The organism is Niastella vici, assembly GCF_002077945.1.
GTDB classification, from domain to species: domain Bacteria; phylum Bacteroidota; class Bacteroidia; order Chitinophagales; family Chitinophagaceae; genus Niastella; species Niastella vici.
Window position 1 is genome coordinate 25,428 of sequence record NZ_LVYD01000001.1, and the last position, 24,677, is coordinate 50,104.

Annotated in this window: 18 protein-coding genes; 4 read left to right on the forward strand and 14 right to left on the reverse strand. The window is 45.5% G+C overall.

The annotated features are described in order from the left end of the window. Window positions 1–75 precede the first annotated feature (75 nt). Window positions 76–684 (forward strand): hypothetical protein, encoded by a 609-nt coding sequence (locus tag A3860_RS00120; protein WP_081144512.1) that lies wholly within the window; start codon window positions 76–78, stop codon window positions 682–684. A gap of 13 nt (window positions 685–697) precedes the next feature. After that, window positions 698–2,539: an excinuclease ABC subunit UvrC gene (uvrC, locus tag A3860_RS00125; RefSeq protein ID WP_081144513.1), complete on the forward strand. Its 1,842-nt coding sequence runs from the start codon at window positions 698–700 to the stop codon at window positions 2,537–2,539. A gap of 67 nt (window positions 2,540–2,606) precedes the next feature. On the opposite strand, the gene A3860_RS00130 is transcribed toward uvrC, so the two are convergent. From A3860_RS00130 to A3860_RS00170, 9 genes are all read right to left on the reverse strand, one after another. Then, a complete protein-coding gene (locus tag A3860_RS00130) occupies window positions 2,607–2,792 on the reverse strand; it encodes a hypothetical protein (protein WP_143773871.1) in 186 nt (61 codons plus the stop codon). A gap of 148 nt (window positions 2,793–2,940) precedes the next feature. Then, the gene (gene porN, locus A3860_RS00135; protein ID WP_081144515.1) at window positions 2,941–3,981 is read right to left on the reverse strand and encodes a type IX secretion system ring subunit PorN/GldN; all 1,041 of its coding nucleotides are present in this window, start codon (window positions 3,979–3,981) and stop codon (window positions 2,941–2,943) included. Between the two features lie 25 nt (window positions 3,982–4,006). After that, on the reverse strand, window positions 4,007–5,590 hold the full coding sequence (gene porM / locus A3860_RS00140; protein WP_081144516.1) for a type IX secretion system motor protein PorM/GldM: 1,584 nt from the start codon (window positions 5,588–5,590) through the stop codon (window positions 4,007–4,009). Between the two features lie 87 nt (window positions 5,591–5,677). Next, the gene (porL, locus tag A3860_RS00145) at window positions 5,678–6,445 is read right to left on the reverse strand and encodes a type IX secretion system motor protein PorL/GldL (protein WP_081144517.1); all 768 of its coding nucleotides are present in this window, start codon (window positions 6,443–6,445) and stop codon (window positions 5,678–5,680) included. Between the two features lie 134 nt (window positions 6,446–6,579). Then, a complete protein-coding gene (porK, locus tag A3860_RS00150) occupies window positions 6,580–7,854 on the reverse strand; it encodes a T9SS ring complex lipoprotein PorK/GldK (protein WP_173820147.1) in 1,275 nt (424 codons plus the stop codon). 154 nt (window positions 7,855–8,008) lie between these two features. Beyond that, window positions 8,009–10,066 carry a thioredoxin domain-containing protein gene (locus A3860_RS00155; protein ID WP_081144518.1) on the reverse strand — a complete coding sequence of 686 codons (2,058 nt, stop codon included), beginning with the start codon at window positions 10,064–10,066 and terminating at the stop codon, window positions 8,009–8,011. A 121-nt stretch (window positions 10,067–10,187) separates the two neighbouring features. Further along, window positions 10,188–10,988, reverse strand: a complete 801-nt coding sequence (locus A3860_RS00160; RefSeq protein WP_081144519.1) for a uroporphyrinogen-III synthase — start codon at window positions 10,986–10,988, stop codon at window positions 10,188–10,190. Between the two features lie 25 nt (window positions 10,989–11,013). Continuing rightward, window positions 11,014–12,063 carry a DUF4271 domain-containing protein gene (locus A3860_RS00165; RefSeq protein WP_158085103.1) on the reverse strand — a complete coding sequence of 350 codons (1,050 nt, stop codon included), beginning with the start codon at window positions 12,061–12,063 and terminating at the stop codon, window positions 11,014–11,016. Between the two features lie 63 nt (window positions 12,064–12,126). Beyond that, entirely contained in the window at window positions 12,127–13,941 is a 1,815-nt protein-coding gene (locus A3860_RS00170) for an autotransporter assembly complex protein TamA (protein ID WP_081144521.1), read from the reverse strand. A gap of 46 nt (window positions 13,942–13,987) precedes the next feature. Here A3860_RS00170 and hemW point away from each other — a divergent pair, with 46 nt between their 5' ends. Continuing rightward, complete coding sequence (gene hemW / locus A3860_RS00175; protein ID WP_081144522.1) at window positions 13,988–15,115, forward strand: radical SAM family heme chaperone HemW; 1,128 nt, start codon at window positions 13,988–13,990, stop codon at window positions 15,113–15,115. A gap of 566 nt (window positions 15,116–15,681) precedes the next feature. Here the strand turns inward: hemW and A3860_RS00180 are convergent. The 5 genes from A3860_RS00180 to A3860_RS00200 all read right to left on the reverse strand — a co-directional run bounded on the left by A3860_RS00180 (window position 15,682) and on the right by A3860_RS00200 (window position 22,513). Next, window positions 15,682–16,719, reverse strand: a complete 1,038-nt coding sequence (locus A3860_RS00180) for an NAD(P)H-dependent glycerol-3-phosphate dehydrogenase (protein WP_081144523.1) — start codon at window positions 16,717–16,719, stop codon at window positions 15,682–15,684. 98 nt (window positions 16,720–16,817) lie between these two features. After that, window positions 16,818–18,194, reverse strand: a complete 1,377-nt coding sequence (locus tag A3860_RS00185) for an efflux RND transporter periplasmic adaptor subunit (protein WP_081144524.1) — start codon at window positions 18,192–18,194, stop codon at window positions 16,818–16,820. A gap of 34 nt (window positions 18,195–18,228) precedes the next feature. Beyond that, on the reverse strand, window positions 18,229–19,686 hold the full coding sequence (locus A3860_RS00190; protein WP_081144525.1) for a TolC family protein: 1,458 nt from the start codon (window positions 19,684–19,686) through the stop codon (window positions 18,229–18,231). Window positions 19,687–20,003: 317 nt separating this feature from the next. Further along, window positions 20,004–21,170, reverse strand: coding sequence for a trans-sulfuration enzyme family protein (locus A3860_RS00195; RefSeq protein WP_081144526.1), 1,167 nt, complete (start codon window positions 21,168–21,170; stop codon window positions 20,004–20,006). Continuing rightward, a complete protein-coding gene (locus A3860_RS00200; protein WP_081144527.1) occupies window positions 21,167–22,513 on the reverse strand; it encodes an APC family permease in 1,347 nt (448 codons plus the stop codon). Before A3860_RS00200 ends, A3860_RS00195 begins: the two co-directional genes overlap by 4 nt. A gap of 77 nt (window positions 22,514–22,590) precedes the next feature. On the opposite strand from A3860_RS00200, the gene A3860_RS00205 reads away from it, so the two are divergent. Continuing rightward, the gene (locus tag A3860_RS00205; RefSeq protein WP_245843439.1) at window positions 22,591–24,654 is read left to right on the forward strand and encodes a TonB-dependent receptor family protein; all 2,064 of its coding nucleotides are present in this window, start codon (window positions 22,591–22,593) and stop codon (window positions 24,652–24,654) included. Window positions 24,655–24,677 lie beyond the last annotated feature (23 nt).

Here is a 24,677-nt window from a genome sequence, read left to right on the forward strand (position 1 = left end):
TTTCGCAGAATGCTGAAACCAAATAAATCCCAAAATCGAAAAATCTCAAAATCAGCAATTTCATAATTTTACCCGATGAAGCGGATATACCTTTTTTTACCGGCCCTTTTTTTACTGGTCATTGCCTGTAAACACCAACCCAAAGTACCCACAGCGCCTGTTCAACCTGCGGAAGACTCCCTGGGTTCGAATAATTATTTACCAATAGCTGATTTTATTAAGAATGATATTACAAAAGTTGACTCATTTGCAGGCGGTATTATGCGTAAGGTGAATATCAACGGCAAAAAAGATTCTGGTTATATTCAGCCGCAAGCCTTCCATCAGCTGGCGAACCAGTTCCTGGTACCCGAGCTTGACTCCACTTCGTTCAGGGAGCATTTCAGGGAAAGTTCGCTGATGGATGAAACCACACAAATGCTGAATTTTATTTATACGGGCAACCAGCCCGGCTGGCCCCTGCAGAATGTAATGGTATATATAAAACCCAGCCTGGCCTCTGACCAGGTGAACCGCGTTTATATGGAAAGGGCGTTTACCAGCGGCGACACCGCTGTTCAACAAAAGCTTACCTGGAAAATGCAGGAATATTTCTATATCATTACCATGCGCCAACCAAAGAACGGGCCGGCTGTTACTACTATGGAAAAAGTGATCTGGGACCCGCAGCATTTTGCTGAGTAATGCGCCAAAAATTATGACTTCACAGGAATTTCAACATATTGCGTCCACCTTACCTGTTGACCCCGGTATTTACAAATACTTCGATTCGGGCGATACCCTGTTGTACGTGGGTAAGGCCAAAAACCTTCGTAAACGCATCAGCTCTTATTTTACCAAAACCTTTACCTCGTATAAAACTCACGAGCTGGTTCAGCGTATAAAGCGCATAGAGTTCACAATTGTTCCCAGTGAGCAAGATGCCTTCCTGTTGGAGAATTCGCTTATTAAACAGTTTCAGCCGCGTTTTAACATCAACCTGAAAGATGATAAAACGTATCCCTACATAGTCATCAAAAAAGAAAATTTTCCCCGGGTATTCCTTACCCGCCGCAAGCTCAATGACGGCTCTGAATATTTGGGTCCCTTTACCTCGGTGGCCAAAGTACGCGAGCTGCTCGATTTTGTAAAGGCCAATATTCAGCTGCGCACCTGCAAGCTGAACCTTACCCCGGCCAATATAGCCCGGGGCAAGTTCAAGGTATGCCTTGAGTATCACCTTGGCAATTGCAAAGGCCCCTGCGAAAGCCTGCAAACCGAAAAAGGTTATGACGAAGGATTGCAGCAGCTGCGGAATATCCTGAAGGGGAACCTGAGCCCCGTGATACAGCATTTCAAAAAGGAAATGAAGGAGGCGGCGGAAAATCTGCAGTTTGAAAAGGCACAGATCCTGCATAAAAAAATTGAGCATCTTGAACAGTACCAGGCCCGCTCGGTAATTGTAAGCCGGCACCTCGGCAATGCCGATGTGTTCTCCATGCTGCGCGATGGCGATACGGCCTATGTTACCTATCTCATGATGCAGAACGGCACCATTGTGCAAACCCATACCTCGCAATGGGAAACCCATCTCGATGAACCCGACGATGAAATATTATCATTTGCGGTGGCGCAACTGCGTTCAACCTTCAACAGCCTGTCGCCCGAGATCATAGTGCCCTTCGAGATCGAATATGCCGAACCGGAGATCGTTGTCACCGTGCCAAAGGCCGGTGATAAAAAGAAGCTGCTCGATATGGCAGCCCTGAATGTAAATTATTTCAAGGAAGAGATCAGGCAACGGAAAATGCTGAAGCTCGATGGCAAGGATGATTCTGTACGCCAGCAGGTACTGGAACAAATACAGCACGACCTGCAGCTGCCGGCCATTCCCCTTCATATTGAGTGTTTCGATAACTCTAACTTCCAGGGCAGTTACCCGGTATCGGCTATGGTTTGTTTTAAGAACGGGGTGCCCAGTAAGGCAGATTACCGGCACTTTAATGTAAAAACGGTACAGGGTATTAATGATTTTGCTACTATGAAAGAAGCGGTTACCCGGCGCTATAAACGGTTACAGCTGGAGCAGCAGCCATTTCCGCAACTGGTGATCATTGATGGAGGTAAAGGACAGCTGGGCGCCGCGCTGGAAGGTATACGCGAGCTGGGCTTGCAGGGTAAAATGACCATTGTGGGCCTCGCAAAAAATGAAGAGGAGATCTTTTTCCCCGGCGATCAGCAATCGGTTAAACTACCCTATAACAGCGACAGCCTGAAACTGATACGCTCTATACGCGATGAGGTGCACCGGTTTGGCATTACGTTTCACCGCAAGAAACGCAGCCAGGGCACTTTCAGGAATGAGCTGGAGCAAATAAAAGGCATTGGAAAAAATACGGCAGAACAGCTGTTGAAAGAATTCAAATCGGTGCGGCGGATAAAGGAACTGAGCCATGATGAGTTATCGGCGGCTGTAGGCAATGCAAAGGCTACATTGATAAGAAATTATTTTGATACTCCCCAATCTTCGCCGGCTGGTGAAGGAGAAGCTACCACTTAATAGCTTATAATTCCTAATACATTAAAGGCTGAGTTCACTGAATTCACCGGGGCTAACTATTGCGCGTTTACTGTTTAACGTGTGCATCGTTTACTGGTGGGCGGTCATTGCTTTTTGCGGGTTTTCCGGGAACAGGAAGGTATAAAAACAAAAAGGGGCCCGGATAGACATCCAGCCCCGTTTTTAAAATCCAATATCCTATGAAAAACCATTGTAAAAATAGTGAATCAATACCATAAAACAATACCTGCATGTGGGTATTTTTAAAAAAATTATTGATATAATGTTTATACAACGACTTCATTTTATAACTGTTCCATAGAACGGAAAAGTTCCATAATGCAAAAAGGGTATCGTAAAATTACGATACCCTTTTTGGTTATAGTTATACTTAACTTTTCTTAGTATGACCACAGGTCCTGTTCATAGTTAAATATCCGCTCCTTCATGTCTTCGCCTTCTAACAGCGCGAGGATAGGATCTTTAATATAACCTCTGATGAACTCATCGTTGGGGTTATTAACAGTTGATTTGATAATACGGCTCGCAAACATGCGGCTTTCAAACAACTCTTCCCAACTCATACGGGCGCCAAAGTTTTTACCATTGTACACCTCGTGTTTAGCAAAGATGGGTCTCAGATCGGGGTAGTATACCCAGAAGATGGGGGTGGCATCACGGTAAGAACCATCATCATTCATAACGGTTTTCACCGGTGCAATTCCGAGAATACGCACGTGCATACGTGAAGATTCCTTGTCGAATACCCAATCTTCCTTGATCCAGAACCTTTCTATTTTATCAGGATTGAATTCCTGCACGATAGTAGTATCACGCATAATACCTTTGGAACCGTCTGGGTCTTTAACCAGGTCAGGTACCTGTATTATTGTAGGCGTACCAACCAGTCCTTTAACGATCTCCTGGAACGGTAAAGGCGTGGTGAACCGGTCATCATCGGCAGAGAAAGCGGTAATGCTGTCGTTTTTGATGGCGTTCAACAAGATGTAAATGAACCGTTGGTTACCCTGGTCGCCTTCAGCTTTGTAAACGAAAGGCAGGTTCATTTTTTCATGCACATCAAGCTCGCGCCATACGCGTTGCATATACACGGCGTCATCTTCCCGAATGTGTTCGTATGCCAGGGGAGTCCGGTCTTTAACCAGGTTGCGCTCGATAGCATTGTCATTACGCAGCGATTTTTTAATCGGTGGAATGTCGAGCTTGGCCTCAATTGGAGCCGGCTTTACGGTATCTACCGGAGGAGGAGCTACTGCTGCAGTAGGTTTGTTCTTGCTTTTAGTAGTGCTCTTCTTCTTTATGGGAGTAGCCCGTTTGGTAGTTGGCCGTTTCGGCTTTTTGTTCACCTGGGCATCTACTGCTGTAGCAGTAAACGTCAGTACAGTCAGCAACAAACACAACTTTATGATTCGGTTCTTCATTTGTACCCTGTTTTAATATAGTGTTTTACTTAAGGCTAAAGTTCATGCTGGGGATCTCACGTTTGCGGCCATCAGGTCCTACAACATTGATAGCGTCGATGAAGATCCTTGTTCCAGGACCAGCACTTGTAATGATGCTGGCAGCCTGACCGCTCCAGCGGTTACCTTCGTTGGTTGCTTCACGGTACAACTGGATGGGGCCACCCACAGCACCTAATCTGTAGCTAACTACTTTGAAAGGCGCTTCGAAATCGCTTTCTTCCAGTTTCGCAATTACTGCACCGATGGCTTTAAATTCAGCAGAAGAAATGCTTCCACCTTTTTTAGAACCAACGAAACCAGTTGGCGGAGGTAAATATTTTAATCGCATGGGGAATTCAAAATTCTTCCCGTTTGCATTTACTACAATTTTAGAGATGCCGGGTTTGCTGGGCTTTGCAATGTAGCGGTCGCCACCAGCTTTTGAAATAGTACCATCGGGAAAGCTAACATGTGTTTTTTCGGCACCTACGCTACCACCAGAGATGGTGAGCGGATTGTCGACACCGATATACAGTACGTTCATTTTTTCGAGGAAAATAGAAGCACCTGAAGGAACACCCACTGTATATTTAACCACTTTGTTTACATGCTCAACTGAACCATCGGGTTTGTTGAACTCGATAGCAACATTCACTGAATGTTCGCCGGTTCCGCTGGCACTTGTTTTAAACAAGGCTGTACCTTCTGTGGTGATCGGCATGTTCTGGCCATTGATCGTGATCTTTGGTTTGGCGGCATCGCTGAATGCGCCTACACCAGCAGTGATCTCGATGTTATCGCCAGGCATGGCATATGAAGTGTTAGCCTGGGCAATAGCCTGGAATTTGTTATAAACCAGTTTTACTTCACCAATTTTAGAGTGGTAGTAGTCAACAACCTGAGCTTCAGAGCTTTTTACATCGTTCTGGAATTTGCTCAAAATGGTCAACGCTGCAATGGCAGGGGTCATGTGGAAATAGCTTTCGATCCAGCCATTTACATCATCGCTATATTTTGTGCCGGTTTTTGAAGCGGGGATCGACAGGTCCATGGGAATGGATTTCTGTAACCTTGCCAGATCCGCTGCCAGGTCGGCTCTTTTGCCCAAAGAAGAATCGTTAGGATCTATTCCAGCGAGGATCTTCTTTTTAAAATCATCCAGCTTGGCATATAACTCCTTACCTTTTCCTTTGGTATCCATCAGGCGAACAGCGGCATCAAGGTTATCAGCATTGATCTCCTGTTTACCATTGGTATGGTTCTCGTGCGTACCAGCTTCTTTGGTAAGCTGTTCTTTCAGGCTCTCGATATAAGTATACAGATCAGCAGACATTTTCCTTGCTTCTTCAGCTTTAGGCGCCCATTTCGCAGCCTGGGCTTTCGTCTGATCATCTTTCAATTTAGCTTCAAATGATTCGTAGGTCAGCTTATTCTTGTCGGCAATTACTTCATTCGACTTAATAATGCTGCCGTTAACAGTTACGAAGGCGTTGAGGATCTCTGATGATACGTTCAGTGCCAGCAGGGCTGTTAGCACCAGGTACATCATGTTAATCATCTTCTGCCTCGGCTCTTTAGGTAAAGCCATGGGTTAGGTTTTTCTAGTTTAAACAATTTTGTTTCACTAATCTGATTGCATTTACATTGGGTAACAGGATATGGACTACCACCCTAATTAACGACCCTGCATGGCAGTGAGCATGTTACCATAAATGGTATTCAGGTGGCTCAGGTTACCTGCCAGTTTAGAGATCTGTTCGTGTGCTTTTTTAGCATCATCTACGCTGCCCTGCATGGTTTGTGAAGCCTGCACCAGGTTACCGTAGAATGAGTTCATAGCTTTCAGGTGGTTGTTGGTATCCTGTAACTCCAGTTCATAGATAGCATTCAGTGAACCTAAGTTTTTGGTCAATACCTGTACTTGCTCGTGGAATTGTTTTGTGCTGTCTGCAGCTGAATTGAAGCTGGAAACAGTAGAAGCAGCGCCCTGGTAAACACTTTTCATTTGATCCAGTGCAACAGTTACTTCTTTAGTTTTTGCTGTATAATCGCTGGTAGTTTTAACTACATCAGAAACGTCAGCTATATTATTTACAGTAGAACCTAATTTTTTGAAACCTTCGCTCAAACGGGCCAGGTTGGCAGGTGTGATGTCAGCTTCCTGGAACATGGCGTCCATTTTGTCGATAGCAGGGTTGCCAGAAGCGGCGCCACCGGCCAGTTTAGGTAATGCTTCAGCAATTGCATGCATTTCTGATCCGGGAGGCGGTAAGAATGCGTACACAACGAAGATTACTGCTTCAGTGATCAAACCTGCGGTTAAGAAGAAATCAGCAAGCGCCTGGTGCGTAATTTTCTGCCAGGCACCGAAGATAACAACAGCAGCACCCATACATACGATTACGTTTACCAGTCTTTCAGTAGATTTAGAAACTCCAGCCATAACTTTAATTTTTAATTTTTAGAAAACGGGTTTTCAATAGGGATGAGAGAATAAGATACCAGTTTGATTTTGTTGTTAAATCAATCTCAAATAAAACGGATTAGCCGTTAAAAAATTTTACTCTTAAACAAATTTTAACGTTTCTTCTGCATAGCCGGTAAATCAATTACACAGCGGAAGCCGATGTAAGACTTAGCCGTATCCATGTATTCATAACTACGGGTGCTCGTTTGAAGGAAGAATCCTACATCTTTCCAGCTACCACCGCGAATTACCTTACGTTTCATACGTGGAGGATCATCGTCATTGGCGTCAAAACGGATGTCAGGGTTCATATCATGTTGGAAATTGTAAGCGCCTTCGTAATACAGAGAAGAAGTCCACTCCGATACGTTTCCGGCCATGCAATACAGGCCAAAATCGTTAGGCCAGTAAGCATCTGCACGGGCAGTATAGAAAGCACCATCTTCAGGATAGTTACCACGGCCAGGTTTGAAGTTGGCCAGTAAGCAACCTTTTCTGTTTCTCAGATAATAGTTACCCCAGGGGAACATTGATTGAGAACGGCCGCCACGGGCTGCGTATTCCCACTCTGCTTCTGTTGGTAACCGGAAATCTGATTCGGTAGGCCTTTTCTTTGATTCCAGGAAAGAATTCAGGTAATGTGTTCTCCATTCGCAGAATGCACGTGCCTGTTTCCAGTTTACACCTACTACAGGATAGTTCCCGAAAGCAGGGTGAACAAAATACCGCTTGGTCATGGGCTCGTTATAGGAATAACTGAAGTCGCGGATCCAAACCAGGGTATCAGGATAAATAGGTACATTCTTTTTGGTAATGAACTGAGAGCGGGGTCTGCCGGCATTTTCTCTTTTGGCAGCTTCTTTCAGCTCAAATACTTCTGAATGGTATATTAATTTAGATGGATCGATCTCTTTTTTGCCAAACACCCGGTTTTCAGGCGACAAAATCAACTGGTCGATTTTCTCGATAGTTGCCTTATCATCCCATTTAATGGTTTTGGCCTTTTTCCAGTCAACCTGGAAGGTACCATCTACTTCTTTACCATACTGAAGCAGGGTGGCGCCAATTGAGTCGCGTACCCATTGCACAAACTGACGGTACTCGTTGTTTGTGATCTCGGTAGCGTCCATCCAGAAGCCATTAATGGAGATCTGCTTGTTACGGGCAGTATACGCAAAATTAACATCCTCATCGCTGGGACCCATGTGGAAAGTGCCTGGTGGTATGTAAACCATGCCAGGGGGCCTCGTCATCGTGTACTTGGATGCCGCCGATACGCCATGAAGCTGGCCATCATTGGGGACTCCTTTTGAGGACTTTCCAGCTTTGCCGCAGCCGGTGGCCATCAAAGCCACCAGTGCCGTTAAGGCGGATAGGTTCTTCATTTTCATAATATTAAAGGGTATTGGGCAAAAATAATGTTTTACCGACTTCATCACAAGAATAGAATTTATTTTTTAAAACTGCAATTACGTGATATAAGCTTACATGTAAACGATACCGGAAATTGGATTATTGTATCGCCAAAATTTTAAATTTTTACACATTTTTCAGAAGACGGATCAGGTCGCTTACTTTATCTACAGGCGCGCTACACTGGTAGTTCTTACATAAGTAGATCAGCGTATTAAGGGATGATGGCTTATTGGCAAGTAAGGGTAAATCATTATTTGCCGAGGGGGCAGACTGTACCACCCGGAACGGGATAAAATGCCCTAAAAGCTCCCGCCGAACCAATTCAACGTCGTTCCCAATAATGGCTATTTCTGAAACCCCACCAACAATAGAAAGTATCATGGTCGCCCAAACGCCAAAAGAACCCGGATAGCGGTGTACGGCCTGTTGCAGTCCCGCACACATTTTTAAGGCCCTTTCCTTCCAACTGCTCGTATCAAAAACAACACCTATATACTGCAAATTAAAAGCCATTATTGCGTTTCCGGAGGGAATGGCACCGTCATACACTTCTTTTTTACGCACAATTACATCCTGTTGCTCATTATGCGTATAAAAGAAATAACCGGTGTCATCTTCGCTGAACCGATCAATTACCCATTCTGTTAATGATTTTGCCTTATACAGATAGTCTGCATTACCCGAAATTTCCTGCAAACAGATCAACGCCTGTATTAAATACGCGTAATCATCCAAAAAGGCTGGGTAGCGGGCCACATCTTTTTTCCAGGTGTGAAAAAAATGCCGGCCATCACGGGTGAACCGGTCCCAGATAAACGCCATATTCTCGCGGGCAACAAGCTCATAATGCGGATTGCCAAATACACTGTACGCCTTGCTGTATGCACTGTTCATAAGCGCATTCCAGCCCAGCAATATTTTATCATCGAGCAGGGGACGCACCCGCCCCTCGCGATGCTGTAACAGCTTTTCGCGGCATCGCTGCAATAATTCCTGCAACGGCTGTACAGGTATGTTTTTCTCATTTGCAAAGACTTCCAGCGGCTTACGTATATTCAGAATGTTCTTATGTTCCCAATTACCGCCTTCTGTAACATCATAAAATTCGCAGAACAGGGGAGCATCCTGCTGCAACAACTGTTCTATTTCGGCCCTGTCCCATACATAGAACTTCCCTTCTACCCCTTCACTGTCGGCATCCAGCGCCGAATAAAATCCTTTTTCAGGCGCATACAATTCCCTTTCTACAAAAGCCAGCGTTTGTTCAACCGCCTGTTGGTACAGGGGTTGCTGAGTTAACTGAAACGCATCGCACAGTACCGATACCAGCAGGGCGTTGTCGTATAACATTTTTTCAAAGTGCGGCACCAGCCATTCGCGGTCGGTCGAGTACCGGGCAAAACCACCACCAAGGTGATCGTATAAACCTCCCTGTATCATTTTATCGAGGCTCAGGCAGGCCTGTTGTAACGCCTCGACGTTCCCTGTAAGATGGTAATACCGCAGCAGGTACCCAATAGTGAAAGTTTGGGGAAATTTAGGGGCATTTCCAAAACCACCCTCTTCCCTGTCGGCTGTTGCCATAATGTTTTTGAACATGGTTTCAGCCTTCTCCATCGAAAACAGTTCTTCTATATTAACAGCACCGGTAACCGCCTGTTGGCCGAAGGAGTTTGACTGTACTATATGGCCGGTTAAATTAGTGGCCTGGGTATCTATATCGTTGCGCTTTTCACTCCAGGCATTGGCAACGCCTGTTAATACATCTTTCCACGAAGGCCGGTTGTAAATGGCTTTTGGCGGGAAATAGGTTCCGCCATAAAATGGCCGCCCGTCGGGGGTAAGAAAAATATTCAGGGGCCAGCCGCCGCTGCCGGTCATGGCCTGAACGGCATCCATATAAATATGGTCAAGGTCGGGCCGCTCTTCGCGGTCGATCTTGATGTTGACGAAATATTCATTCATGAGGCCGGCGGTTTCCTCATCTTCAAAGCTCTCTTTTTCCATAACATGGCACCAGTGGCAGGCTGCATAGCCAATGCTTACCAGCAGCGGTTTGTCTTCTTCTTTCGCTTTGTTAATGGCTTCATCGCCCCAGGGGTACCAATTCACCGGGTTATGGGCATGCTGTAACAGGTAGGGACTCGTTTCCTGCGCTAATTTGTTGGTATACTTTGCCATAAGAGCCACAAGGTAAGGAATGCCTGTTGGCAGTTCTCAGTTTTTAATTCTTAGTTATTGCAATAGGCTGGCCAGCGCCTGATCAGGCGCCTGAATAACTAAAAACTCAAAACTTAAAAACTTACTTCTTTTTGGTATGCGCAGCCAGGTATTGTTCCAGGGCAGCTACCATGGAAGGAGCCTGGGGTGCAGGCGCTTTTATATCGAGGGTTAAGCCGGCTTCCTCCACCGCGCGAGAAGTATTACTTCCAAAAGCGCCGATGCGGGTGCCGTTCTGTTGATAGGCAGGAATATTATCGAAAAGGCTTTTTACACCGCTGGGAGTGAAAAAGCAGATGATATCGTATTCTGTTTTTGACAGAAAATCTTTCACATCATTGCTGATAGTGCGATACATGAACGGGGTGGCAAATTCGCAATTGTTTGCCTTCAGCCAGCTCACGATCTCATTATCCTGCTGGTTTTCGGAACAGGGGTACAGGAACTTTTCGTTCTCTTTATGTTTGTTGATCACATCAAACATGCTCTTGTTGGTACCATCGGCTCCATAAAACACCTTGCGCTTGCGGTAAAGGATAAACTTTTGAAGGTAAAGGGCAACGGCTTCGGTAATGCAGAAATACTTGGTATCCTGCGAAATGTTGATCTTCATTTCCTCGCAAATGCGGAAGAAGTGATCGATGGCGTTGCGGCTGGTGAATATAACTCCTGTATAATTAGCTATTTCTATCTTTTGCTTGCGGAAATCTTTGGCGGGAATACCTTCAAGACGTATGAATGGCTGGAAATCCAATTCAACACTGTACTTCCTGGCAAGTTCAAAGTACGGCGATTTATCGGTTTCCGGCCTGGGTTGCGTAATCAGGATCTTTTTAATGGTTTGTGTAGCAGCTGCTACACTTTTAGCCCCGTTTTTGACCATATTAGCTACGTATGGATTTGCAAAGTTAATAACTTCTTTCCACAAAAATCAATAACACCTTGTAAATCAATAAAAGGGGTGCTATTTCGAAGGCGCAAAGGTAAATAAAAAAATGGAATCTTGAGAGTTTAATCTCATTTCTTACTGGCCTGTACGCTATTATAAACCGGTAAATAAATAATATAGCGATAAAACAATAAGTCAAAGTTATTAAAACTGTCAAAAAAGTTCCCTTTGCAAACGCCATAAACAGTAGTGCGGGCAGTAAGTAAATGCCCATCATCTTGTTTACCAGGAATACAATGAAGATATAGGTATCGGTAGCTGTTCTTATATTGAACATCCAGCCAAGCATCTTCAGCATAATGAACTTACCTATATAAATAGCAGTCAGTAAAAGACAGCAATAGAACAGCAACAGCCACCGGTTCATGCCCGGCACTATATTATAGTAGTCTGCCACAAAGCTCAGGAACAGGCCCGTGGAGATAATGAACAGGATATTCAGCATCAGCGAAGGCAAGGGCGATTGCAGTACCTGGTCGCGTATCTGTTGCTGCCGCATGGTAACCCTCAAAAACAGTGTTTTCAGGTTATCGAGGTATTTCATGAATACTATGCGAATGAACCCAAAGTAGAACAACAGGGCGCACAGAAAGTAGAACATACTTTCATCATTGCTTTGCTTCTTCAGCTGTTCGGTGATCTTTACCCCCTGGCCGTAAAAGTTAAAGTAAGGATGATTGCTTAACGCCTTTTGAAAACCCTGTATGGTGGGTTTGGCCTCAGGCATGGCCGCCGGCCCTTTCATTACAGAAGCCACCGGTATGTCGGTATCGGCAGGTTTCTGTTGCACTACCGGCGCTTTCTGCGCTTTAATGCTGTCGGTGCTATCGGGTAATGCAGCCACGTGTACCGTATCGGGCAACAACTTCGCAGTAGTATCTTTTTTAATACCTGATTTAATACCGGGCGTATCTCGCTGTTCCCGGGGAGGAATAGTATCCTTTCCGCTTTGCGCAAGCGACACTATGAATAAACAACAGCAGAAAGTGAGTAGTAACAGTCTCTTCACAGGGAACATTTGGGTTTGCAAAAATATTGTAGTGGCGGCATAGGTTGAAAAGAATTTATTCCATTAAAAATAATTAACATACCCAATATGGATCTTCGCCTGCCGCATATTGAACTTTGTATCATCCCGTTTGCCTACAGCATACGATATATTGAAAATGCCGGCCTTTGTTTCAAAAGCCATCCCCAGGCCGGTTCCCCAATAGGAATTGGCCGACCGGGCATATACAGCGGCATTCTTCGACCAGCCCCCATCTATAAAATAAAACAGGAACGAATTCCTGCCTACCAGGTACCTGTACTCAAGGGTGCCCACCGCGTATTGAGATGCAAAAATGCTTTCTTCATCAAAACCACGCAATAATTTATATCCACCAATCTGAAATAATTCGTTCCGGAATATGGCCGGGCTCTGGTACCAGCCCCCATTAACAGCGGTTTTAAGGGTCGAGAACCGGGTTATTTTAAAATAATGCGCTATAGAAGCTTTCAGCCTGAACTGGTAACTATTTAATTTTACCGTATCGTACAGGCTGTTGAAATCGAAACCGGGGTCGCTTTCATCTTTAAGGCCAACGATCACGATGTTCTTTTTTATCTTTTTCGACCCTGCCGAAAGGCTCAGCTGCCATTCATTTCCCTTGCGGGGGTTGAACCGGTAATCGGTATTGAACCACTCGTAATTGATGCCCAGGTTCACCGACCTGATGTCGGCCTGCTGGGGCAGGGCACGGCTGTTTTTAACCACCAGGGTATCTACCGTTAATAGGTTGGTTTGAAAACTTTGAATAAACACACTACCGCCCTGGCTGGCCGAAAGGGCGTATTGCGCCCCTACCTGCATATTTATATTTATATAGGAAGAATCTTTCTTAAACAAATTGAAACTGGCATTTACGCCAAAAGGCGAACCAAAAAGATAGGGTTGCTGAAACGACAGATCGAGCCGGGGCGATTTTACCTGTATCTGCTGCCAGTTGAGGCCAATAGTTTCGCCATTCCCCAGCGAGTTGCGCAAATTCACATTTGCCTCACCGGTGATCTGCAGTTTATTATTCACCGTTTGATCGCTGGCCGGCAAAAAGCCCACCAGTACATTCACCTGGCTGCTGCGTTTGGGCGCCAGGTATACATTTAAAATGGAACCGGTTCCCAGCATCGTCATATTCCAGGGTTGTTGTTCCTGTACATACGACAGATCGTTGAGCTTTTTGCTGATGGTTTGCAATCGTTCCTTTTTGTAAAAACTGCCATTGGTGATGCCCAGATAGCGCTGTAAAAAGGTGGAAGATATTTTGGCCGTTCCAAAATTGCGGATGCTGTCGATGCGGTAAAGCGGTCCGCGGTGCACCCGCAGCTTAGCTTCAAATTGCCGGTCAGTATAGGATATGCTGTCGAGCTGGATCTTTGCGAAGGGGTAGCCATTGTTCTCCAGGTAATCGAGCAGTTTTTGCTGGGCAGCCACCACCTGGTCAAAGCTCAGGGACTGTTTATTTGATCTGTAATTAAAATTGATGGCATCGAGTAATTTTCTATCGGCCGAGTCAACCTGCAGGTGCGCCCATTGAAATTGTTCGCCCACATACAGAACGCACACAGTACCCAGCGAATCTTTGAAAACAGAATCTACAGAGGCAGCGGGATAACCTTTTGATTGTAACAATGCAGGCAGGTTGGCTATATATTCCCGGGCCAGGTCAGCATTTTTGAACCCTGCCTGTAAACGCAGGGTTGTATAGATAAAAAGGGAGTCTTTGTCGACTGGTTTTATGTGTAACCGGTATTGGGCAGGCAGTAAAAAAGGACAAACCAGCCAAAAGGCAAGTACAATCCCCAGGCGGGTACAGTTATATACAACTACCTTTGCACTCCGGAACATCCTTGATCTATTAAACTGTAATATTCGATAAAAAATACGGAATACAATGGCAGGCATTTATTTACATATCCCGTTTTGCAGGCAGGCCTGTCATTATTGCAATTTTCACTTCTCCACATCATTGAAGCTAAAGAACGAATTTGTGGAGGCTTTATTGAAAGAAATACAGCTGCAAAAGAATTATCTGCCCGCCGAACCCGTGAACACGATCTATTTTGGCGGCGGCACCCCTTCCCTGCTTACGAAAGACGAACTATGGGCTATTCTGCAAATGGTGCGGCAAAATTTCTCTGTGGCTGCAGATGCCGAGGTAACGCTCGAAAGCAATCCCGATGATATAACCGAAGAAAAACTCATTGACTGGAAGCAGGCCGGCATCAACCGGTTAAGCATAGGCGTTCAATCGTTTTTTGAAGACGATCTGCGCTGGATGAACCGCGCCCATTCGGCCCAACAGGCTATAGACAATCTGCAACTGGCAAAGCAATATTTCAATAATATCACCATGGACCTCATTTACGGCACGCCTACCCTGCCCGATGCCAATTGGCAGCACAACGTGCAGCAGGCCATTGCACTGGGCATTCCGCATGTTTCGTGTTATGCGCTCACCGTTGAACCCGGCACCGCGCTGTCATCGCTGATCAATAAACACAAGATGGCCGATGTAAATACCGAAGACCAGGCCCGGCAGTTTTTGCTGTTGATGAACTGGATGCAGGAAGCCGGTTATGAACATTACGAGATCTCGAACTTCGCTTTGCCCGGCATGCGCAGCCGCCACAACAGTTCTTACTGGCAGGGCGCCGCCTACCTGGGACTGGGCCCTTCGGCCCATTCGTTCAATGGCGCATCGCGGCAATGGAATATTTCGAACAATGCGCTCTATATAAAATTGCTGAAAGAAGATAAAGTTCCATTTGAAATTGAAACGCTCACTGGTACCCAGCAGTTAAACGAATACATTATGACCTCGCTGCGCACTATGGAAGGACTGAATTTGCAATGGGTGGCAGAACGGTTCAGCCAAAAAGCCGCCGATGAGTTGTTACAGGCCGGAAAGCCGTTTATGGAAACCGGTAAAATGCAATTGAATAATGGCCGCCTGCAACTAACGAAAGAAGGGAAGTTGTTTGCCGATGGTATTGCAGCGGAGCTTTTCTTTACCCCCTAGACTGCCTAAAACTGCGGCTATTCCCTGCTAAGAGTTGCACTGGAGTTGCACCGGGGTTGCACTGCAGCCTTAACATTCAGTGCAACCCCGGTGGTAGTGTCAGTGTAGACCGAAGCGGGTTTTAGGCTTCTTCGGGTATGCCAGGAGACTGATTCCAACCTGATTCCAACCAGGTTCCGACCAGGCTTTGGATTTCTTCGCAAATTTGCGAAGAAGCCCCAGCTAATTCCCAAACGATTCCCGAACAATTCCCGAAGAAATTATAGGCCAGGCCATAGCAAACCATTAATTATCAGTGCAATAGAGCCCAATAAAAAATGCGCCCCGTGTACCGGAGCGCATAACTATCACTAAATCAATATTTTAAAGACTAAATCAGACCGAATGGTGGTCTTTTTTAACGTGCTTGATCACCTCATTAATGATCACAATACCGGCCAGCACCAGCATCGCAGTAAATCCATATGTTCCTAATGAGATAGGCATATAATTACATTGGTCGTACAAACGCTGTAAATATTACAAACGAACCTGTGCAAAGGTTCAATAATAATTCTTCTTACCTGTTAGACCAACGTCTTTTCTACAAGATTAAAGCCTTTGCTGGGTTTAACATTTTCCCACAGAATGCGGTAAACGGTTTCGGCTATGGGCATTTCGGCGCCGATCTGTTTATTTACCATATAAATACATTTGCTGGCATTATATCCTTCGGCCACCATATTCATTTCGAGCTGCGTAGCCCGCACCGAATAACCCTTACCGATCATATTCCCAAACGTACGGTTACGGCTGTACAACGAGTAACAGGTTACCAGCAGATCGCCCAGGTATACCGATGCCGCATAATTGGGCGTTTTGCGATGCGTTACCGGGTCTTCGCCATCATGCACGCCCACTTCAATATGCTGAATACCCACTTTCTTTAAAAAACCGGCCATTTCATCGGCACAGTTAGCGATGAGTACGCTCAGGAAATTATCACCATATTCAAGCCCATGCGCAATACCGGCGCCCAGCGCATAAATATTTTTCAGCACCGCCGCATATTGCACGCCATACACATCGGGGTTCACTATGGTGTTAAGGTATTCTGTAGTGAAACAGGCGGCAATGTTTTCGGTCATGGCCACATCGATGCCCGAAAAAGTGAGATAGGATAATTTTTCTGAAGCTACTTCCTCTGCATGGCAGGGTCCCATTACCGTGAAATAATCAGATAATGGCAGGTTGAACTCATTTTTCAGGTGATCGTTCAGCAGCAAATTATTATCGGGCAGAATACCTTTTACCGCCGAGATCAGTTTTTTGCCCTCAAATGCATTAGCGGGAAGGTCTTTAAGCGAAGCCGTTACATAGGCCGAAGGAACCGCAATGAGGATGCAGTCACTGGCTGCAATGGTTTGGGCAATATCGGTATGCAGGGTAAGCAGATCGGTATTGAAATACACCGAACTTAAATAACCGGGATTGTGATGCCGTTGTTGTAAATGCTTTACGGTCGCCTCTGATCTTACACACCAGTTTATAGATTGTTTATTGTCTGTACAGATCTTCGCCAATGCCGTGGCCCAGCTTCCACTACCAATTATTCCCAGTTTCATTCATTAATGTTTGTGTCAAAAGTAAGAAAAAGCCAATTGGCATTATGCAAAAGGCATCCCGGTATAGCCGGAATGCCCTTTACGTATTATTTCATCAATTACTTCGTTACTTCAAACAATTTATCTTTTGGTACCACTTTCACCTTTGTACCATCTTTCAGCGTTTTGCTGATGATATTATAAGGGGCCACTACCACTTCGTCGCCCGCATTCAATCCTTCGGTCACTTCAATATTATTGATATCCTGTATACCTGTTTTCACTACAACTTTTTTCACCTTACCATCTTTTTGTAATACGAACACTACTTCATCGAGGTCGGTTGCGGTAGTTTTATTTTCGCTCTGTGAATTGTTCTCTTTGTTCTTCTCCTTGTCTTTGTCCTCTTCGCCACCCACCACTTTATCGGTGCCTTTTTCGCGGGTACTAACTGCATTGATAGCAGTTGACAGTACATTGACTTTTGTGCGGGTTTGAATATCGGCGCTGGCATTCATACCGGGGCGGAATGGAAAATTTCTGGGGCGTGCGGGATCGAACAGATCGTTGTACGATTCGCGAAACAACCTGATGTGCACTTTATAATTTGTTACATCGTTCGATGACGATGCGGAGCTGGCAGTGGTATTGCTGCTGGCGATCTGGGTAACAAGGCCTTTAAATTTCCGGTTGTTATAGGCATCCACTTCAACCAGGGCCGAATCGCCCAACTTTACTTTGGGAATATCGTTCTCCCCTACTTCTACCTGTACTTCAATAACGCTCATATCGGCAATGCGCATCATTTCGGTTCCCGCCATCATGGAATTACCAACAACCCGTTCGCCGGCTTTTACATTCAGCAACGATACCACGCCGCTCATGGGCGCCAGCACGGCAGTACGGCTAAGGTCCTTGTTGGCCCTTTCGAGACTGGCGCGCGAGCTGGCGATACCGGCTTCACCGCTGCGAATATTTTGTTGCGCGGCATTGTAATTAGCCTGGGCTGTTTGCAGGGAATTTAGCGCCTGGTCGTATTCCGCCTTCGAAATTATTTTCTCCCCTAACAGTTGCTTCTGCCTCTCGAACGTGGTTTTTGCCAGTTCAAGGGAACTTCTCAGGCTTTCCAACTGAGCCTTGCTGTTATCGACCATTGCCTGCTGGCGGCTTACTTCTGCTGCGGCCTGCGTACGCTGACTGGAATATATATCGGCATAGATCTTCGCCAGGACCTGGCCTTTGCGAACGCTATCGCCTTCCTTTACCTGCAGCTCAACAATTTCACCCGAAATATCTGGACTAACCTTTACTTCTATTTCAGGATATACTTTTCCGCTGGCATTTACTGTTTCGGTTATATTGCGGCGTTCCACTTTTTCAATGGCAACTTTCAGGCCTTCCTCCTTTCCAATAACGCCGGCGCTCTTTAAGCCTACCAGCCCAATTACCAGTATCACAAGTCCCAGAATGATCCACAATAATTTTTTCTTCTTCATAATGAATGGTTGTCTCGGTTTAGAATCTCACGTACTAGTTTAATTTAATGCCCTGTCCTTTGTAAAACTCCAGCACTTTCATTTTAAATACATAATCGAATTGGGCTGAGAGCATATCGTATTGGGCACGGTTCATATTATTTTGACTGATCAACAGATCGTATGTATTCAACAAACCCAATTCGCTTCTTTTATTCGCAACGGCAAATGCTTTTTGGGTTATTTCGTAGGTAAGTTTGGTAGCATTGAATTTTTCGAGCGCTGCCGATGCGTTGTAATAAGCTTTATAAATATCGTTCTTTAAGGTTTGATCGGCGAGCGATTTGGTAAGCTCTGCATTTTTAAGATCGAGCTTCGATCGTTCATAATTAAACCGGGCAGCACCGCTACTGTTAATGGGTACCGAAATACTGAAACCAAGGCTTTGGCGGAAGTTGTTATGCATTTGCGTACCCCAGCCGCTCCAGCGATCACCAAAAGATACCTTTGAATGGGCAGCCGTGATATTAGGGATCATAACGCTGTATTGATTACCACCCACATTTACGTAATAGGGAGAAACTTCATAGCCGTTGTCCACCGTATAAGTAGATTTATTAGGGCTCGAAAAATTTGTCCCTAATGAACCGCCAACTGCAATAGTGGGATACTTGGCGGCCCGGCTGGCCCGCATGGCCGCTTCATATGATTGCAAGCGCAACGCATTGGCCTTTTGGGCGGGCTGGTTCTGCAATGCTATCTGGAAAACCGTTTCGGGTTGTAATTGTAAAATTGGTTCTACCGGTATTTGTTCAACCGGCGGTTCGGCAATATCAAACAGCTTACCGGCATCAAGGTTCAACACCTGTTTTAACAACAGCAGGTTTTGATCGGCAGCAGCCCTTGCAGCAATAAGATTTGAACTATCTGTTGCCAATTGCCCTTTCAGCGTAAGCACATCCAGCTCGGGCACAGCGCCTGCGGCCTCTCTTTTGCTAGTTACCTCCAATTGCTTTTTCGTTTGCTGCATTTGATTATAGGCGATCTGGATCTGTTGCTTTGATAACAATACCTGTAAATAATAAGTTGCTACGTTCAGGGCGATATCATTCTTCATTTTTTCCAGGTCCATTTTCGCGGCATCGGTCCTCAGATCGGCCGAAACAATGTTGTTGCGAATGCGATGCCAGTTGAAGACTGTAACGCTGGCATTGAAACTATACCCCTGGTATAACAGCTGGTTACTGGTAAACTGGTTGGTGGTAGGGTCAATTGACCGGCCCCATTGCAAACCGGTATTGGTACTGAAATCGGCGTTGGGATATTGTGACCACCTGGTTTGTTTTTCGTTTACATCGGCTACATCGGCCTGCAAACTGGTTTGTTGAACGCTTAAATTGTTCGCCAGTGCATAATCAACGCAACGGCGCAGGTCCCATTTATCCTGGGCAAGGGCACCAAAGGAAAGGCTGCAAATAAGGAAGGGAATCAGAAGTACCTTACTTTTTTTCATCTGAAAATTTATAATTTGTTTTTCGCCAGCTGCCCGCTCCCGACAAGCCGGGATCGCACGGGGAACTTATAATGACAATATTTTCATTTTACTTTAATTCCTAATGAAAATATTGTCATAGACGTTTCATATTCCAAATGTAATTGTAATGGCAGGCGAAAGAACCGGTTTTTGATAAGCGGTCAGTTAAAAAATATTAAACAAACGGATACAACAAAATCATAGACACACGAAAACCTGTATGCTGAAACACTGCGTTTCAACATACCGGGAAGGGTGTAAGCCTGCCGGAAATATTTCCTGCTAAAGGAGTATAGCTACCGGGCCTTTGCAAATGCCTGCTCAATATCAGCGATCAGGTATTCCGGGTCTTCCAACCCCACATAAAACCGGATCATTTTATGGGCGCGGTTACCGGCATCGAAATTTTCCGGTAAAATGGATGCGCACCGCGGAATTGCAAGGCTTTCATGGCCACCCCAGCTTACAGCCATTAGAATATGTCGCAAAGATTCGCAGAAGGTTACAATCTGTTGCATTTTTTCTGCTTTCATTACCATGGTAAACAGCCCACAGGCGCCGCCCATTTGCTTTTTGGCCAGGTTTATTTGCGGAAATGAGGGGTCAAAAGGGAAGATCACTTCTTCTACCAGGGGATGTTTTTTCAGGTAGTTGACCACTTTGGTGGTGGAATTTGAGATACGCTCTAACCGAATGGGCAGGGTGCGCAGGCCCCTGATAAGCAGCCAGGCATTAAAAGGCGTAATGCCATTGCCCATGTTCAGCAGTTCATTGTCGAATATTTTTTTCATCATCTGGCGGGTGCCGGTGAGCACCCCGGCCACCACATCGCTGTGCCCGCCAATATATTTGGTAGCTGATTGCAAAACCATATCAATGCCCATGGCAACCGGTTTTTGATACAGGGGCGTGCAGTAACTGTTATCACAAATAGTTATAATATTTTCGGCCCGGGCCAGGTCGGCCACGGCGCGCAGGTCCTGCAGGGCAAAATCCCAGCTGTTGGGCGACTCCAGGTAAATGATCTTTGTATTGGGCAAAATGGCCCTTTCGAAATTCTCTATATGAGTGCCGTCGATATAAGTAGTGGTTACACCAAACCGGGGCAGAATATTATCAAACATTTTTTGCGCCCAGGTATAAGGGCTTTTTACCGAAACAATATGATCACCCGATTGCACATTCGAAAATACAGAGGCAAAGATGGCAGAAGCGCCGCTGTTAAACACCAGGCAGTCTTCCGCTTCATCTAAAGCAGCCAGCTTCTGGCGAAGGATATCAACTGTAGGATTTAAACCGCGGCTGTACAGGTAGGTGCTGAATTCATCCTCGAACACTTTACGCAATTCTTCCACTTTCTTGAAAGCAAAATTGCTCGTTTGCATGATGGGGGGAGAAATGGCGCGAAAATATTGCTCCCGATCTTCACCTAATTCATTTAAAATGTACGAAAGGTCGTTCATGTGACTTTTGTTTGTTGAGAAGATTTCTTGAATATGCGTAACACAAAATACAAGATAAAGAAAACTGCGAAAACAAGGCCACTTACCCAGGCCGCTTTGGGTGTATTAAAGACAATACTGGCGCCCACAAACAGGTACGATGCAATAAAGATCAGGGGCAGTAACGGATACAGCTTCATACGGTAACTATCCTTCTTATCTTCACCCACCCCTCTTTTACGTAAAATAAAGATAGTAGCTGCCGAAGTAGCCATGCCAATGGAATCAAGGAATATAGTGTGATCGAGAATTTCATCAAAAGTTTTAGCATAAAACAACGTAATAAGACAAAGCGCTGTAAATGCAGTGAGCGAAACCAAAATCACATTTCTTTTTATGGTCACCCTTTTAAATATAGCCGGTAATACACCTTCGTCGCTCATAGCATACATAACGCGGGGGTTGCTCATCAACAATACATTTACATAAGCAAGCACAGACAGGAATAACAGTACCGATGAAATGGCGTAACCTTTTTCCCCGAATAATTTACCGGCAAGAATAGCAGCAATGGATTGTGCTCCTTTTAAGTTATCGAAACCTATCACCTTATAGTAGGTGTAATTAATTGTAATATACAGCAACATTATGATAGCAATGCCAAAAAATATCCCTTTTGGTAAAATTTTTGACGGATTCTGAACCTCGCCCCCAAAATTTATCGTTTGTTGATAGCCGCCATAAGTAAAACTAACGGCAACAAGGCAGGCGCCAAAGGCCCTAAAGATGCTCATAAGGTCATTAGCATCATTTGTGGGCGTGGGGTTGAACGGCGTAGCATAATCGCCGGTGAACAAGGCGCTGATCAGGAAAACCACCAAGCCTATTTTTATTATGGTCAGTACATTCTGGGTACGGGAACTCATTTTAAGCCCCAGCAAATTAACCCCGTAGAAAACAATCACTGCAATTGTTGAAATGATCAACTTGATCGTATTGATATCACTACTGCCCTTAAACAACAAATTGGCCAGGTACTCTGAGCCTATCAGGGCCACGCCGGCCAGTGAAGCGGCATTGGACACCAGTATGATACAGTTAATGGCAAATGCAACGGATGGATGATAACAGTAAGAAAATATTTTATAGTAGCCTCCGGTAACCGGATACCTTGAACCAATTTCAGCATAGGTTAATGCCCCACATAATGCAACCAAACCACCCATGATCCAGGCGGCAAAGAACATTTCGGGCGAACCGGCAACACGGGCCACATTCGCCGGAGTACGAAAAATGCCCATGCCTATTACCAGGCTGACGACGATCATGGTCAGATCGAACAATTTTAACCGGGAAGACTTCATTAACGAAAGTTAAAATAATATTTGCATTTACCTTTAGCAATAATTCACTCATGATGATGAAAAATTGGTTCCTTTTCTTGTACGTCTTGTTAGCAGTGGGGTCGCTTCATGCACAAAAAAATGCACAACCCGATACCACCCGGGTTTTGCAAACGGTGATCGTGAAAGGGTATGAGCAGAACCGGCAGTTGAAAGAAGTGTCGGCAGCCATCAATGTTGTAAACGTTGCCCAACTGCAGCGATACAACAATACAAGCCTGTTGCCCGCACTGAATGCCACGCCCGGCGTGCATATGGAGGAACGTTCGCCCGGTAGCTACCGGTTAAACATACGTGGCAGTACCCTGCGGTCGCCATTCGGAGTGCGCAATGTAAAGGTGTACTGGAATGGTATTCCGCTCACTGACCCGGGTGGTAATACTTATTTGAACCAACTCAGTTTTTATAATGTCAATTCTATTGAAGTACTGAAGGGACCGGCCAGCAGTTTATATGGGGCCGGCACCGGCGGAGCGGTGCTCATCAACAGCTTACCCGATAGCCAGGCACCCGGCATAAACCTGCATTATGCAACCGGCAGTTTTAATTTTCAAAACCTCAATGCCCAAATTATAACAGGCAATAGCGATCACAATAATACATTTGGCTATACGCATCAAACCAGCGATGGTTATCGCGAACATACCCGCCTGCGGCGTGATGTGGCCACCTGGGAAACCCGGTTCAAGGCAAATGATAAACAGGAGTTATCGGCCTCCGTGCTCTATGGCGACCTGTATTATCAAACACCCGGCGGCTTAACTGCTGCTCAATACAACACCAATCCGCGCGCTGCACGGCCGGCAGCGGGTGCATTTCCCAGTGCAGCCGATGCCAAAGCTGCTATATACCAGAAAACATTTTTAGCAGGTCTTACCCATCAATACCGGTTCACCGAAAACTTTCAAAATACATCGGTGGTATATGGGGCTTTTTCCAATATAAAAAACCCCACCTTCCGCAATTATGAAAGAAGAAGCGAACCACATTTTGGCGGCCGCACTGTTTTTACGTTCAATAAACAATGGCAGCAGGCCAGCTTACAGGTATCATTTGGCGGGGAAGGCCAACGTGGGTTCTTCAACACCAAAACATTCGGCAATGCAGGCGGCAATCCCGATACGGTGCAAACCGATGACGATATTGATAATTACATTTATTCAGGATTTATACAAACAGATCTTCATTTACCGGGCAATTGGTCACTGAGCGCAGGCGCCAGCATCAACAAATCGTCGATCACTATTACAAGGCTTACCGGCCCCCAGATGGGGAAACTGACCGCCAGTTTTAACAGCGAATGGGCGCCGCGGATCGCCCTGTCGAAAAAACTGCTGCCGGGCATGCTGTTGTATGCCAGTATATCACGTGGATTTTCGCCCCCCACCACTGCAGAGATATTGCCTTCAACCAGCATCATCAACACCAGCCTGCAGGCTGAACATGGCGTGAATTATGAAGCCGGTATCAAAAGCAACTGGTTACAACAACGCCTGTACGTAGAAGTGAATACGTTCTATTACAAACTGAAGAACGCCATTGTACAACGACGCGATGCCAGCGGGGCCGATTATTTTACCAACGCCGGCAGTACGCGGCAACGGGGTATTGAATCGCAGGCAAGTTACCAGCTGTTGCCAACTGATCACCGGTTTGTAAACAATGCCCGCCTTTGGATCAGCCATACTTATAACAATTTCAGTTATACTGATTTTAAAGTGGTTGCCACTGATTATTCAGGAAATAAATTACCAGGTGTGGCTACCCATACTGTAACCGCCGGTGTTGATATAAGCACCCGGCCCGGCTGGTATTTAAACCTTACCTGGTATTACAGCGATCCCATTGCATTGAACGACGCCAATACTGATAAGGCGAGCTCTTATAACCTGGCCGGTGGCCGCACTGGCTGGCGAAAGTCAATAGGTAAAACCATCCTGATGGACCTGTTTGCCGGCATTGATAATGCGTTCAATGTAACCTATAGCCTGGGAAATGATATCAATGCAACCGGCGGCCGGTATTACAATGCGGCCCCGGGCGTAAATTATTATGGCGGTGTTTCGTTCCGGTTTAAATGTTTGAAAGGGGCACAGAAATGAATTTAAGCGCGCTTCGGCTCCGC

What these genes read in the sequence shown, in the direction of transcription:
- A3860_RS00120 (WP_081144512.1), top strand. Translation starts at nt 76, where the DNA reads ATGAAGCGGATATACCTTTTTTTACCGGCCCTTTTTTTACTGGTCATT.
- uvrC (WP_081144513.1), top strand. Translation starts at nt 698, where the DNA reads ATGACTTCACAGGAATTTCAACATATTGCGTCCACCTTACCTGTTGAC.
- A3860_RS00130 (WP_143773871.1), bottom strand. Translation starts at nt 2,792, where the DNA reads ATGCAGGTATTGTTTTATGGTATTGATTCACTATTTTTACAATGGTTT.
- porN (WP_081144515.1), bottom strand. Translation starts at nt 3,981, where the DNA reads ATGAAGAACCGAATCATAAAGTTGTGTTTGTTGCTGACTGTACTGACG.
- porM (WP_081144516.1), bottom strand. Translation starts at nt 5,590, where the DNA reads ATGGCTTTACCTAAAGAGCCGAGGCAGAAGATGATTAACATGATGTAC.
- porL (WP_081144517.1), bottom strand. Translation starts at nt 6,445, where the DNA reads ATGGCTGGAGTTTCTAAATCTACTGAAAGACTGGTAAACGTAATCGTA.
- porK (WP_173820147.1), bottom strand. Translation starts at nt 7,854, where the DNA reads ATGAAGAACCTATCCGCCTTAACGGCACTGGTGGCTTTGATGGCCACC.
- A3860_RS00155 (WP_081144518.1), bottom strand. Translation starts at nt 10,066, where the DNA reads ATGGCAAAGTATACCAACAAATTAGCGCAGGAAACGAGTCCCTACCTG.
- A3860_RS00160 (WP_081144519.1), bottom strand. Translation starts at nt 10,988, where the DNA reads ATGGTCAAAAACGGGGCTAAAAGTGTAGCAGCTGCTACACAAACCATT.
- A3860_RS00170 (WP_081144521.1), bottom strand. Translation starts at nt 13,941, where the DNA reads ATGTTCCGGAGTGCAAAGGTAGTTGTATATAACTGTACCCGCCTGGGG.
- hemW (WP_081144522.1), top strand. Translation starts at nt 13,988, where the DNA reads ATGGCAGGCATTTATTTACATATCCCGTTTTGCAGGCAGGCCTGTCAT.
- A3860_RS00180 (WP_081144523.1), bottom strand. Translation starts at nt 16,719, where the DNA reads ATGAAACTGGGAATAATTGGTAGTGGAAGCTGGGCCACGGCATTGGCG.
- A3860_RS00185 (WP_081144524.1), bottom strand. Translation starts at nt 18,194, where the DNA reads ATGAAGAAGAAAAAATTATTGTGGATCATTCTGGGACTTGTGATACTG.
- A3860_RS00190 (WP_081144525.1), bottom strand. Translation starts at nt 19,686, where the DNA reads ATGAAAAAAAGTAAGGTACTTCTGATTCCCTTCCTTATTTGCAGCCTT.
- A3860_RS00195 (WP_081144526.1), bottom strand. Translation starts at nt 21,170, where the DNA reads ATGAACGACCTTTCGTACATTTTAAATGAATTAGGTGAAGATCGGGAG.
- A3860_RS00200 (WP_081144527.1), bottom strand. Translation starts at nt 22,513, where the DNA reads ATGAAGTCTTCCCGGTTAAAATTGTTCGATCTGACCATGATCGTCGTC.